The organism is Komagataeibacter kakiaceti JCM 25156 (genome assembly GCF_000613305.1).
The window spans coordinates 1-13,034 of the sequence record NZ_BAIO01000029.1; the positions used below are offsets into that span (position 1 = coordinate 1).

Below are 13,034 nucleotides of genomic sequence, written 5' to 3' on the forward strand. Positions count from 1 at the left end.
CTGGCGGGCACATCGCCAGGGGCGCGCAATGCGCTCACGCCCGTGCCCAGGTACGGGATCAGGCGCCCGGCCCGCAGGCCCGCGCTGATTTCGTGGGTGACGTCACTCATGTAACCTCCCCTTCTTCCTCGCTCCGCTTGCGAGCGTTGACCGTTATCGGCAACCGGGGTTCGGCTTCCATTTCCGGAAGTTCAAGCACCCAGCCGTTCTTGAGTTTGATCCATCCCCCCCACAGCGCATCATGCTGCTGGGCGACGACTGGTTCCTCCAGATCCTTTTTCGGCACATAAATCGACAATCCACGCGTATCCCGCCGCACCATGACCTTCATTTTACTGCCTCTGCTTCCACGTTGAGTTCGCGCGCGCGCATGCCGACCACCGTCCCACGCTCGATGAATTCGACGGCGTAAATGTAATAGCGCTGCAAAAAGACGCCGATGTCGCGCACGTAGCCGACATCGCCCTTGTGAACCAGCATTTCACCGATTTCCCGGCCCGCGAATGTCCCGTCGTTTTTCACGTAACGGGTCGCGCGCACTTTCGTGCCGGGCATGAAAACGGGCTGCCTGCGGATCTCGATTTCTTCTTCACGTCCCAGTCCCATCGGGGTGTTCCTTCCTGATATTTTCAGACAGACGACACTTGATCAGATCCTGCACGAGCGGTTCATCGTCATCGGCAAGTTCATGCAGCATGTCGGATGGTAACCGCTCGATCGCGGTGTAACGGACGCGCAGGTCCTCATCGGTCGCCAGGATCGCCAGCAGCGACGTTGCACGCGCGTTGCCAGAATCTGGCGCACCGTAGGCTCGGGATCAGCCAGCATGGACGAAAGATAGGCCGGTGCGATACGGCGGGCGACCCACCGGCGGACATCCGGGTCCACATCCCGGACGGCTGTCAGCAGCATTTCCGGCGCAAGCCGACGCACCACCATGAGGCGGACGCCCGCGTCCGTATCCGCCAGCAGTTCGAGCAGCTCCCTGCCCTCCAGCCTGCTGGCCAGGGCGATCCTGACCCGCCGGTCCGGGTCGGTGGACATGGGCAGGATACGCGCCACCGGCAGGCGCAGGACCGCCCCCACCCTGACCTCCCCTTCCGGGTCGGCCAGCATGGGGGGCAGCCGGAATATCGTGCAGTACCGGACGGCGATGGCCCGGACTTCATCATAGGGATGATCGAGGTATTCATCCGCCACCGATGGGTTATGGCGGAAAAACCTGTCCACACGCCGGGCCCGGCGGTCACGCACGCAGCTACGTCCCCGCTGGCACCGGCCATCACGATGCATGGGTTCATGCCGGCAGTCGCGACAGCGTACCTGCCGCCCCTGCCAGTCCACGACTTCATTCGTAAGATCGGCAGGGGCATCGGCCGTAGCGTGTTCCGGCGTGTCCTCACTCATGCGACAGCCCCCCGGAACAGGTCAGGCCGGAATGCAGGTATTGGGCACGGGACAGACTTCGGCGCACTGCGCCACGTCAAAATGCCCTTCGCATTCCGTGCACTTCTTGGGATTGATCACGTACAGGTCGTTCTTGAGGGTGATCGCGCCGTTCGGGCACTCGAATTCGCAAGCGCCGCAGACCGTGCACTGGGACGTAACAATTTTGTAGGCCATGATCTTCTCTCCTGGTTTATGTATGAAAGGTTGCGGATTCAGGCTGTCTGCCGGATTTCCGTACCGAAGGCGCTGGCATACCAGCCGGTAATCCCGGCCTCGATCCAGTCATGGGCATAGTCATGACTGACCTCGATCCCAGCTTCCTTCAGGCTGTCGCGCGGGCAGTCCCCCACCTTGGCGCACAGCACGGCACGAACGCCCTCCAGCGCCTCGATCGTGCTGTCGAGCGTTGCGTCCTCGCCCCATCCACCTTCGCAGTAATTGTCCACCTTGCGGTGGCCGGTGAATGTGATCCCGGATGCCGAGACCTCGTAAATCTGGAATTCCCGGGCATGACCGAAATGCTGGTTGATCCGGCCACCACCCTTGGTCGCAACCGCGACAAGGACCGGCGTTTCCGCGTCGATCCCGGCCAGCATCGCGCCGGCGGCCTCGCGCTGCTTCATGTGCTCGCCGCGCTCCTGCGCCACGACCTCACGATAGGTTTCCCGGCGCGATGGATCGTAGGAGACCTCATCCGCCAACTGGTCCATCGTGAATTCCTGGCCGCGATCCTCACCCAGCAGGCCGACCGCATCCGCCCGGCACTGGCGGCAGTGGCGCATGAGCTTGGTCCCGTCGGACAGGCGGTCCTGCAACGCCTTGAGTTCCTGCGCCTTTGGCCCACGCTGCCCGGTCAGGCCATAATGCGTGCCATGCGCGGGGTCGGAAATGAGCGGCATGATGTTGTGCAGGAAAGCGCCCCTGGCCTTGACGACCCGGTTCACTTCCATCAGGTGCTCGTCATTCACGCCGGGGATCATGACGGAATTGATCTTGGTCAGGATGCCGCGCGCGGTCAGCATCTCCAGCCCGAGCATCTGGCGCTCGTGCAGGATCTTGGAGCGTCCAGCCCCGTCCAGCGCCTGTTCTGGTAGAAAATCCACGGATAGATCTTCGTGCCGATTTCCGGATCAACCATGTTGATCGTGATCGTTACGTGATCAATGTTCATTTCCGCGATTTCATCGACATGGTCAGGCAGGGCCAGGCCGTTTGTCGACAGGCATAGCTTGATGTCTGGAATATCCTGCGACACCTGCGCGAAGGTTTCCCGGGTCTTTTTCCAGTCGTAACAGGCATCGCCCGGCCCGGCGATGCCCAGAACGGAAAGCTGCGGCACTTCGTTGGCGACCGTAATGACCTTGCGCCGCGCCTGCGTGGGCGTCAGCTTTTCCGATACGACGCCGGGGCGGCTTTCATTCGCGCAGTCATATTTGCGGTTACAGTAATTACACTGGATATTACACGCGGGCGCCACGGCCACATGCATCCGGGCAAAATAATGATGCGCCTCCTCCGAATAGCAGGGGTGATCCTTGACCTTTTCCCATATTTCCGGGGGCAGATCGGACGGACCATCGGAACTTCCGCAACTGGAGGAGGAACACCCGCTCTCACCGCTCAGGGCCGAACGCATACCCTGCGCATCCTGCGGTGCAAGCATATCCAGACTGATGAGCTGTGCCATTGCCATTCTCCGGACTGACTTTCGCTAATCAGGTCCGGCGCAAGAAACATGCCATGTCGGGGTGGCGGTGTTATCGGGGGCGTTGTGTTCCCCACGTCAGGAGAGCGACAGGAATGTGCCAACCACGACAATTCCGACACTGGCTCTCCATCAGAATTTTTTAATGGAAATCCCGTTCTTGCGCAGGGCGTAGCCAATCTGGCGCGGGGTCAGGCCCAGTATGCGCGCGGCCTTGGCCTGCACCCATCCCGCCGTTTCCATCGCCTCGATCAGTTCCTCGCGCTGCGCGCTCCATTCCCCCTGCGCGGCCGAACAGACCGAGGAAGACGGGCAGGTCGCCGCCGGATCGGGCGCCGGGGACACAGGCGGTGTCTCAACAACATCATCAACCGGCAGGGATGGCATGGCGGGCGCCGCTGGGGCCGGAGCGTCGTCCTTCTCCACGGTTTCCACGCTGTCATGGGTCAGTTGCGGCCCGACGGGCGGGACGGCGGGCGTGGGATTGCGCCAGAAAATGGAGGACAGGCATCCATCGCTCCGACAGGCGAAATCCTGTGCGGTAATGACAGCGCCTGCGCCAGCGTGGCCGTCCTGCGAATGCAGTTTTCCAGCTCACGCACGTTTCCGGGGAAGTAGCAGGCGCTCAGCACGTCCAGCCCGGTCGGATCAATGGACAGATCCATATGATTGCTCTCGTTGAAGCGACGCAGGAATTCGTCGGCCAGCAACGGGATGTCGGATATGCGCTCACGCAGTGCGGGAAGGAAAATGGGGATCACGCTCAGGCGATAGTACAGGTCGGCCCGGAAACGCCCCTTGCTGACCGCTTCCTCCAGGTTGCGGTTTGTCGCGGTCACGATCCGGACATTGACCTTGAGCGTGCGGGTTCCCCCCACGCGCTCGAATTCGCCATCCTGAAGCACGCGAAGCAGCTTGGCCTGGAAACTTGGCGAGATTTCACCAATTTCATCCATGAACAGCGTGCCGCCATCAGCCAGTTCAAAGCGCCCCTTGCGCTGGTTGAGCGCGCCGGTGAAGGCCCCCTTTTCATGCCCGAACAGTTCCGATTCCAGAACGCTTTCCGGCAGGGCGGCGCAGTTCAGCTTGACGAACGGCCTGTTCTGCCGGGGCGAGGCCATGTGAATGGCGCGGGCAAAGAGTTCCTTGCCCGTGCCTGATTCCCCCCGCAGCAGGACGGTGACGTTACTGCGGGCCACGATCTCGACTTTCTTGAGCACGGCGCGCAGGGCCGGACTGTTGCCAACAATGCCGAAATCATTTCCGCTGTCCTCATCTTCCGTCAGGATTTTGCGTTCATGCGCGACATCCTTCATCAGCCGTTCGCGATCACGCTGTACCAGACGATGGAGGCGCAGCATCTGCCCCATAAGCCCCGCGACCATGGAAAGCAGGCTGACATCAATACTGCCGACGACTGAATCCGCGGCGATCGCGGGCCGGTCCAGGATCAGGACACCGATGACCTGCTCACGGCTGATGATGGGCACGCCGATAATCCCGATACGGCCGGGTCCAACCTCCCATGCCGGGGCTTTGGCGAAACCATATCTGGAATCCCGCGCCACATCGGGAACCAGCAGGGGCTGCTGGCTGGTGACGATCTGCCCGATCGCCTGTTCCGGCATGCTGTCGAAATAGGTTTTCGCGGCCGTGGGGTCCGCGTAGGTGCTGATGACCGTATCGTTATGTTCCGCGTCATCGAACAGGACGACGGCGGCGTTGTTCATATCGACGAAGTTTTCGAGAACGGTCAGGACACTTTTGATAATTCCAGACGTTTCCGTCGGCGCACATAAAATTTTGGAAATTTCATGCAATCCGAAGAGAGCGCGCTCCGCCCATGTTGACTGGCCTGCCATGCTGACGGGCCGACAGGGAATGTGATCCGCAGGCATGTCTATTGCCTCCCCCACTTATCCAACTGCACCCAGATATGCCCTTTCGGAATGCATAGTCATGACATTCCGGCACAAGAGTTACAACCTTCATTTTAAAAATATGAAACATATTATCATAGAATTCGATAACAAATTTCTCAGATTTTCTGTTTGCATTATTTTTCTTATGCTTACGCCCCCATCGTATATATTCGATCGGGAATAGATATATGTTCCGTTTTATATAGACGCCCGCCAATTTCACTCGGCGTAACGTTCAACGGGCATTCTTTCCGCCGGGTTGCGCACGTACAGATGCGCCCAGTCAAGCAGGCTCGCGCTCTCGGGTGGCAGGACCGGTGCGGCGTGGGCCTGACCGATAAACGCTTCCCATGCCGGAAGGTGGTTGCGGCTTACGACCACGACAATGGGAATGCCGCGGCAGATCGCCTCCGCTATTTCGGTACGCAGGCCGCCGCCTTCCGCCTCGCGCACGCCAAACCGGTTGACGAACAGCACATCGGGGTTCTGTTCGATCCGTGCGCGCAACGTAACGGCCAGCGCGCCCATTGCATCCATATCCAGCGTACAGGCGCGCGCACCCGCGCCGCGATAGCGGTCCAACCGGATCAGGGAGCCATCGGTCAGGTCGTGCACATACATCTCGTGGCGGCCATCGCTGCGCAGGCGGCCGCGCTTCTGCACAAAACCGCCTATGTCCAGCCCGCGCGTGCGCAGGATGGTGATGGCATGCCACAGGGCCATTTCCACTTCCTGCGGATCATTGTCCTGCATGATGACCGCAATCGGATAGGCGTATGAACCTGCATGGTCTGGCATCCTCGTGCTCCCCTATCTTGATTGACAGCCTGGTAGCACGCAATTTTCGTGCCGTGACCTGCATGCGATTATGACAGAACTTTTTCGGTACCAAATATCACGCTGTCTTTATATGTCGTTTCCATATCGTTCCGATATGTGGCATGGTTCTTGCGTGTGCCCCGTCATCCCCGGCGTTTTCCGGGGCCTGCCGGGCATATAGCGGACCTGATCCGCCTGCCTCCGTCAGGATTTATGGCTCGGACAAAAGGTACTGCCATGCGCATACTCCGCTTGATCCTCCTTGTTCCCGCCACCGTCATCGTGCTGTTTGCCGCGCGACAGGGCATGGCCGCCCCGCTCCGTCTGGCCGTGGCCGCGAATTTCACACAGACAGCGCAACAGCTCGTGGCGGAATTTACACAAAAGACTGGCGTATCCGCGACAATCAGTTCCGGGTCGAGCGGGCAGCTTTTCATGCAGATCACGCAGGGCGCGCCGTTCGATATCTTCCTCAGCGCGGATACGAAACGTCCGGCCGACCTGATCGCCAGCGGGATGGGTGTGGCCGCCTCCCGCTTCACCTACGCCATCGGTCAACTGGTGCTGTGGACGCCCGCCGCGCACGCGCCACCCGGTGAGCAGACACTGCGTCAGGCCACGTTTACGCATCTGGCCATATGCAACCCCAACACCGCGCCCTACGGCACCGCCGCCATCGAAACGCTGAACGGGCTGGGGCTTTATGCCCGACTGAAACCGAAGCTGGTGGTGGCGCAATCGGTCAGTCAGGCGCTGGAACTGGCGCAGAGCGGCAATGCCGAACTCGCCTTTGTCGCCCTGGCCCAGGTACTCCCGCTGCAAGGGGGCGCGTACTGGCCTGTCCCGTCGGCCCTGTACACACCGATCCGTCAGGATGCGATCCTGCTCTCCCGGTCTGAAGACGATGAACAGGCGCAAAAGTTCATGGCCTTTCTGCATGGTGCGAAAGCCAGAAGCCTGATCGGGGCCGCCGGTTATCTTACGGATACACCGGCCGGGGAACCCACGCCATGAAGGCCCTGCCCCCCGACGTAACGGAAGCGGTGGTCCTGACGCTGGAACTGGCGGCGGTTACGACAACATTGCTGATTGCAATCGCGCTGCCCATTTCGTGGTGGCTGGCCTGGCCCGGGCGGTGGTGGAAATCCGTGATCGGCGCTGTCATCTCGCTGCCCCTCGTCCTGCCGCCCAGCGTACTGGGATTTTATTTTCTGGTCGCTTTCGGGCCATCGGGGCCGGGGGGATGGATCGCGCGCCTGTGGGGTGGCCGCACGCTTGCCTTCAGCTTTCCCGGTCTGGTGATCGGATCCCTGCTTTATGCCCTGCCCTTTGCCGTGCAGCCGATCCAGAATGCATTTCATGCCATGGGGCGCCAGCCGCTTGAAGTCGCGGCGACCCTTGGCGCGTCACCATGGCGGACCTTCCACAGCGTGGTCATTCCGCTGGCATGGCCGGGCATAGCCACGGCCATCGTGCTGGGATTTGCCCATACGGTGGGCGAATTCGGGATCGTGCTGATGATTGGCGGGGACATTCCGGGCCATACGCGCGTCCTGTCGGTCGCCCTGTATGATTATGTGGAAAATGCCCGCTGGCATGACGCCAACATCATCGCGGCCGGTATGGTCGTCTTCTCGTTCCTGACCATCATGCTTCTCTCCTCGCTCCAGCTTCGTTCGCGGGGACATGATTCATGAAGGACAGGCAGGGCCTCCAAGCCGCGTTTCAGGGACGCATCGGCACTTTCCATTACGATGTGGAATTTACCGTACCCGCCCATGGCGTGACCGCCCTGTTCGGTCCTTCCGGCTGCGGAAAAAGCACGATCCTGCGCTGTGTCGCCGGGCTGGAACGCGCGCAGGGGGGGTATTGTCACTTCAATGGCCAGATATGGCAGGACGGTCATCGCTTCGTGCCGACGTGGAAACGGCCGATCGGTTTCGTGTTTCAAGATCCTTCCCTGTTCGCGCACATGTCGGTCAGGCAGAACCTGCTCTTTGGCGCCCATGGCGGTACGCGCGCGCTGCGGCAACCCGAATTTTCCAAAACCGTTGCGATGCTGGATCTCGACCCCCTGCTCGGGCGTAGCGTAACCCATCTGTCGGGCGGGGAAAAACAGCGTGTGGCCATTGGGCGCGCCCTGCTGCGCCGCCCGGCACTTTTGCTGATGGACGAGCCGCTATCCGCCCTCGACCACGCCCGGAAGCAGGACATCCTGCCCTATCTCCATACGCTGTGCCGGAACGCCGGTCTTCCTGTTCTGTATATCTCGCACGATCCCGATGAAATCGCGTGCCTGACCGACCGCGTCATAACGCTGGACGCAGGCCACGTTACCAACACCCCCAACGCCACACGGGAAAACCGGGAAGCCCGCACTTGCCCGCCACGCGCCCCCTGTCCCGATGTTATGATGGGAATATAAAACCATGGCTACAGGTCATCGCCAGGAACTGGGACAGCACCAGGGTCTGTTCATAAGCGTCCGCATGCGTCAGTCGCTTCAGATCCTTCAGTTCTCCAATGCCGAACTTCAGGAATTTCTCACCAGCGAGATCGAGAAAAACCCCATCCTTGAACAGCCGCAGGAAACGGAAGAAGCGTCCCCCCTTCCCGGCCGGAAAGAGACCATCCCCTATTCCCCCTCCCGTGAACCGGTGGCTTCCGCCCAGCGCTGGACACCGGATAGCGGTCTGGATGACGATGGCATGGCCCGTATTGCCGATAGCGCGCCCCCCCTGCGTGAGCGTATATTCGAGCAACTGGTGCTGTCGGGCTGCACCCTTGCCGAACGTGAAATCGGCGCGCACCTGATCAGCGGACTTGACGCCGTTGGCCGCCTGTCGATCCCGCCCGAAGAAATTGCCGCCCAGCTTGGCGTTCCCGCGGCCCGGGTCGAGGCGGTACGGCAACGGATGATGCGTCTGGACCCACCGGGGCTATTCGCGCAATCCCTGCAGGAATGCCTGATGGTCCAGTTGGAGGAACGCAACCGGATGGACCCGGCAATGGCGAAACTGCTGGCGAATCTGGATCTTCTGGGGCGTCACGACCTGAAACGGCTGTGTCAGGTCTGTAATGTGGACCTTGAAGACATGCACGACATGGTTGCCGACCTGCGCGCGCTGAACCCGAAACCGGGCGCGGAGGCACTGTCGGGCAATCCGGGTCTCGCCATACCTGACATATTGATGGAACATACGCCTGAATCCGGCTGGATACTGGAACTGAACCCCGACACGACACCGCGCGTCGTGATCAATAGCGCCCTGAGCACCCGCATTTCCTTACGCGCCCATACGACGGAACGCGCCTTTCTGGCGGAGCATCTGACCAGCGCGAACTGGTTGATCCGCTCCCTGCAACAGAGAAGCATAACGATCCTGCGCGTGGCGACGGAGATCATGCGGCGACAGGAAAATTTCCTGACCCAGGGGCCGGCGGGACTTGCCCCCCTGACATTACGCATGGTGGCGGAAAGTCTGGACATGCATGAAAGCACTGTCAGTCGTGTCACGGCGAACAAGTATATTTCCACTGTTCGTGGCATATTACCGCTCAAGTTCTTCTTTGTCGCGGCCCTGTCCGGGCAGAATGGCGAGATGCACAGCAGCATCGCCATCCAGAACCAGATCCGGCAGATGATTCAGGCGAACCGCCAACGACCCCCCTTTCCGATGATGCGATCGCGGCCCGGTTGCGCGCCAAGGGGATAGAAGTTGCACGCCGCACCGTCGCGAAATATCGCGAAGGCATGGGTTTTCCCAATTCGGTCCAGCGCAGGCAACGCGCCAGCAGTTCCATTTCCCTTGCCTGAACTGACGAAACGGGACTGTGCCCCCATGGTGGATGCGACCTTTGCGTATTTCAACAGATTCCTGAAAGCTAAAATGAAGAAGTTTCTGGGGGCCGCTTTTTTCAACAGGGCGGCGTTTCCTGAAGCTTTTTGAAAAAAGCTTCACCAAAAACTTTCTTCATGTTTTATGTATAATTTAAGTAATAATTTATAAAATAAGACATTTATACATGATACAATTTCAGGACATGAACACCCTCTCCACCTGTACAAAATATACACGGTGCATACCGGGGGTACAGGCCAGTCTGCCAATGCTTTCCGCGTTACCCGCCCATGGCAGGCTCCTGCCCCTTGCGGCGCATAAGTACCGGTTTTTCCCTAACTCTACTTTATGATATTTATATTGATGACAATGCCGGATGTATGAAATCGTCCTTCCGGTTACACATCTTGCCGGGCCTTGCCCCGCCCGCGCGTCCATGAGCAGGACCGATGACATGTCGATATGCGCCTTGAACTATTCTGGATAGCCGGAAAAAGCCATTTTCGGGGACAAGGTTGTTACCGGCTGGCGCCCGTTATTTCTAATGGAATGGAAACTGCCCCGGATATTTCAAAACGCGGACCTCTAAAGTAAATTACCTTGTTTGATGGTAAATACGTGTCTTCTCATGACAGAACAGGATTTATTCATGTCTCTCGCTACATCCCCTGCCCCGGTCCAGACGGAACAGTCCCTGCGCGAGGAACTGGCCGCCGCGTATCGTCTGATCGCCCATTTCGGCATGACGGACCTCGTGTACACGCATCTGTCCGTCCGCCTGCCGGGGGGGCGGCATGAATATCTGGTCAATCCTTACGGCTATCTGTTTGAAGAGATTACCGCCAGCTCGCTTGTCATTGTCGATGCCGATGGCCGCCCACGCCAGAAAACCTCCTATCCCATCAATCCGGCCGGATTTGTCATCCATTCCGCCATTCATGGCAACCGGCCGGATGCGACATGCGTCATGCACACCCATACGGTCCCCGGCATGGTGGTAGCCGCGCAGGACCGGAAGATTCTGCCCCTGAACCAGATCAATATCGAGTTCTACGGCAATGTCAGCTTCCATGCCTATGAAGGTATCGCGGCGGATGACAATCTGAGCGAGCGTGAACGTCTGGTCCGCGACCTGGGCACGAATAACGCCTTGATCCTGCAAAACCACGGCCTGCTGACAGTGGGCAGCACGGTGGCGCAGGCATTCTACCGCATGTATTATCTGGAGCAGGCCTGCCGCATCCAGATCGCGGCGCAGGCGACAGGCGTTCCGCTGCATATTCCTTCGGAAGAAAAAATCATGCGCGCGAAAGCCCAGTTTGATGAAGACCCCGATCAGGGCCGCCTGATCTGGCAGGCGCTTCGCCGCAAGCTGGACCGCGAACAGCCAGACTATAAGAACTGACCTCTGTACCCGTATGACTGGTCTTCTTTTCTTAGAAGCTATTGAAAACAACTGATTGATAAAAACAATAAAAGTTTTTGGGTGCCGCCTTTTTGCAAAAGGCGGCATTTCCCGAAGCTTTGGGAAACAGCTTCACCAGAAAAATTCCTTATGATTTGCGGGATTTCCCAAAGACAGTCTTTTACAGAATGAAAGCACTGTCTTACGGGAAAAATTTTCAGGTTATGGCACCTTATTGGTCCGCTTCAGAATACTGCATCCCTACAGCCAGACGTAATCCGGATTATGTGGCCGGAGATGTATCGTGAAGCGGACGTTTCGTTCAGAACGACAGGATTGTCGTTTTCCCCTGTAATCATTGCGATGGTCGCCTCGCTGCGGCGGACCTGTCCGGAAAACAGGCTCAAAACCCTTTTTCAATGCCGGATTTACGCCTTTGTCCACGCATCCAGAGCATGGATAGGGGCAGGTTCAGTTGTTCAGACGGATGTTTGCCCTTAAAGGGTATATTCAAGATAACCATTTCATAAAAAACAATAAAATTTTACGGGTGCCAATTTTTCCAAACTGGCGACATTTCTTGAAGCTTTAAAAAAAGCTTCACCAAAAAACTCTTTATAATCTGTATGATATTTCGTGATCAGACTTCTGAAGCCGTCGTTAAGATTTTTTTCCTTGAAATTCTGATCCACAAAACAACAGGACACACATATTTCAGGTTCATCCGCCACCCTATGGCACTTTATTTGCTTCCGGACATATCAGGTATGGTTTTGTGACTTAATAATCACAGCATATCCCCGAACTGAATGCCAACAGGCCGGGCGCTGGCAGGAAGACGGCTTTCCCGACAGGCATTTTTCCTGTTATTTCCTTGCCAGACAGGCACTTCGATCCGGAAAACAAACGTCTTTATGAGTATATTAATTATTCTGGAAAAGCATGAGAAGTTTGCTATCATTGCGAAAGTGTATGAATGGAGCGTGCGCCCGCGCTCCCCTCGCTTCAGTGACAATGACCAGATGAATTTTCAAAAACCGCCCCATTACAATGAATGCCTGCCGTTAAATCAATAATGCCCCTCGTAATACAGGGGCGGCATGGATCACGATCATACCATCAAGAGTTTCAAACATACGTCTCCGGAGTATCCGATGCCGAATCCGCTGCGTAAAATAGCCGAAGCAGATAGAGTGAAGGCTGAAATCCAGGCCGTCAGCGAACGTCTGGAATTCATGCAGATGACCCCAGGGAACTGCGCGGCGCTCCGCGCGCTCAAGGCGCTGGTCCAGCGTGAACTGCCCGTGGCGCTCGATAAATTCTATGATCAGGTCCGCCGAAATCCCGCCACCAGGAAATTTTTCGCATCGGAAAAAGATATTGCTCATGCAAAAGACGCACAGGGCGTCCATTGGAGCAATATTTCGAACGGCAATTTCAATCATGATTATGCCGCCAGAGTGCGCAAGATCGGCATGGTACACGCGCGCATCGGCCTTGAACCCAGATGGTACATTGGCGGCTACGCCATCATCCTTGACCATCTCATCAAGGCGGCGATCAAGGAACATTTTCCCAAACGCCGCCTGTTCCCTGAAGGGGGCCTGAGTGCCGCGGCGTTCGGGGAGGCGCTGGGCAGTCTGACCAAGGCGGTGATGCTGGATATGGATCTGGCCATTTCCGTCTATATCGACGAGGCGGAAAGAGCCCGGCTGGCAGGGCAGACGGATGCGACCACAAGGGAGCAGGCGCTTGTCTGTGAAAGTTTCGGCAAGGCCATGGCCAGCATCGCCAGCAAGGATCTGACCTGCGAACTGGCTGATGAACTGCCGGAAGCCTACCAGCCGCTGCGGGCGGATTTCAACAACGCGGTCGGCACGCTGCGGCAGTCA

The 13,034-nt window shown here is 58.2% G+C and carries 14 protein-coding genes and 1 pseudogene; 6 read left to right on the plus strand and 9 right to left on the minus strand.

All coding sequences use genetic code 11. The annotated features are described in order from the left end of the window. Positions 1 to 106: 106 nt before the first annotated feature. The 9 genes from nifT to JCM25156_RS03950 all read right to left on the minus strand — a co-directional run bounded on the left by nifT (position 107) and on the right by JCM25156_RS03950 (position 5,829). The gene (gene nifT, locus JCM25156_RS03920; RefSeq protein ID WP_025812207.1) at positions 107 to 331 is read right to left on the minus strand and encodes a putative nitrogen fixation protein NifT; all 225 of its coding nucleotides are present in this window, start codon (positions 329 to 331) and stop codon (positions 107 to 109) included. After that, a complete protein-coding gene (locus tag JCM25156_RS03925; protein WP_025812208.1) occupies positions 328 to 606 on the minus strand; it encodes a nitrogen fixation protein NifZ in 279 nt (92 codons plus the stop codon). The genes nifT and JCM25156_RS03925 overlap by 4 nt, the downstream gene beginning before the upstream one ends. Positions 607 to 648: 42 nt before the next feature. Further along, complete coding sequence (locus JCM25156_RS21350) at positions 649 to 1,407, minus strand: 4Fe4S-binding leucine-rich repeat protein (RefSeq protein WP_242402460.1); 759 nt, start codon at positions 1,405 to 1,407, stop codon at positions 649 to 651. A gap of 21 nt (positions 1,408 to 1,428) precedes the next feature. Continuing rightward, a complete protein-coding gene (locus tag JCM25156_RS03935; RefSeq protein ID WP_025812209.1) occupies positions 1,429 to 1,623 on the minus strand; it encodes a 4Fe-4S binding protein in 195 nt (64 codons plus the stop codon). 38 nt (positions 1,624 to 1,661) lie between these two features. After that, positions 1,662 to 2,552, minus strand: coding sequence for a nitrogenase cofactor biosynthesis protein NifB (gene nifB / locus JCM25156_RS32805; protein ID WP_457851814.1), 891 nt, complete (start codon positions 2,550 to 2,552; stop codon positions 1,662 to 1,664). Then, positions 2,465 to 3,136 (minus strand): radical SAM protein, encoded by a 672-nt coding sequence (locus JCM25156_RS32810; protein ID WP_457851815.1) that lies wholly within the window; start codon positions 3,134 to 3,136, stop codon positions 2,465 to 2,467. Before JCM25156_RS32810 ends, nifB begins: the two co-directional genes overlap by 88 nt. 150 nt (positions 3,137 to 3,286) lie before the next feature. Continuing rightward, positions 3,287 to 3,589, minus strand: coding sequence for a helix-turn-helix domain-containing protein (locus tag JCM25156_RS30705; protein WP_242402461.1), 303 nt, complete (start codon positions 3,587 to 3,589; stop codon positions 3,287 to 3,289). An 11-nt stretch (positions 3,590 to 3,600) separates the two neighbouring features. Next, on the minus strand, positions 3,601 to 5,052 hold the full coding sequence (gene nifA / locus JCM25156_RS21360; protein ID WP_306301737.1) for a nif-specific transcriptional activator NifA: 1,452 nt from the start codon (positions 5,050 to 5,052) through the stop codon (positions 3,601 to 3,603). A gap of 243 nt (positions 5,053 to 5,295) precedes the next feature. Then, positions 5,296 to 5,829 (minus strand): DUF2478 domain-containing protein, encoded by a 534-nt coding sequence (locus JCM25156_RS03950; RefSeq protein WP_183479332.1) that lies wholly within the window; start codon positions 5,827 to 5,829, stop codon positions 5,296 to 5,298. A gap of 303 nt (positions 5,830 to 6,132) precedes the next feature. Here JCM25156_RS03950 and modA point away from each other — a divergent pair, with 303 nt between their 5' ends. The 6 genes and pseudogenes from modA to JCM25156_RS03985 all read left to right on the plus strand — a co-directional run. Continuing rightward, on the plus strand, positions 6,133 to 6,909 hold the full coding sequence (gene modA, locus JCM25156_RS03955; RefSeq protein ID WP_025812211.1) for a molybdate ABC transporter substrate-binding protein: 777 nt from the start codon (positions 6,133 to 6,135) through the stop codon (positions 6,907 to 6,909). Beyond that, positions 6,906 to 7,592, plus strand: coding sequence for a molybdate ABC transporter permease subunit (modB, locus tag JCM25156_RS03960; protein WP_025812212.1), 687 nt, complete (start codon positions 6,906 to 6,908; stop codon positions 7,590 to 7,592). Before modA ends, modB begins: the two co-directional genes overlap by 4 nt. Then, entirely contained in the window at positions 7,589 to 8,320 is a 732-nt protein-coding gene (locus JCM25156_RS03965; protein ID WP_025812213.1) for a molybdenum ABC transporter ATP-binding protein, read from the plus strand. The genes modB and JCM25156_RS03965 overlap by 4 nt, the downstream gene beginning before the upstream one ends. Before the next feature lie 64 nt (positions 8,321 to 8,384). After that, positions 8,385 to 9,712 (plus strand): annotated as a pseudogene (gene rpoN, locus JCM25156_RS21365) (RNA polymerase factor sigma-54). Positions 9,713 to 10,386: 674 nt separating this feature from the next. Next, positions 10,387 to 11,142, plus strand: a complete 756-nt coding sequence (locus tag JCM25156_RS03980; RefSeq protein WP_025812214.1) for a class II aldolase/adducin family protein — start codon at positions 10,387 to 10,389, stop codon at positions 11,140 to 11,142. Positions 11,143 to 12,296: 1,154 nt separating this feature from the next. Beyond that, positions 12,297 to 13,034, plus strand: a 738-nt coding sequence (locus JCM25156_RS03985) for a protoglobin domain-containing protein (protein WP_277909340.1), incomplete at its 3' end; no start/stop codon positions are given.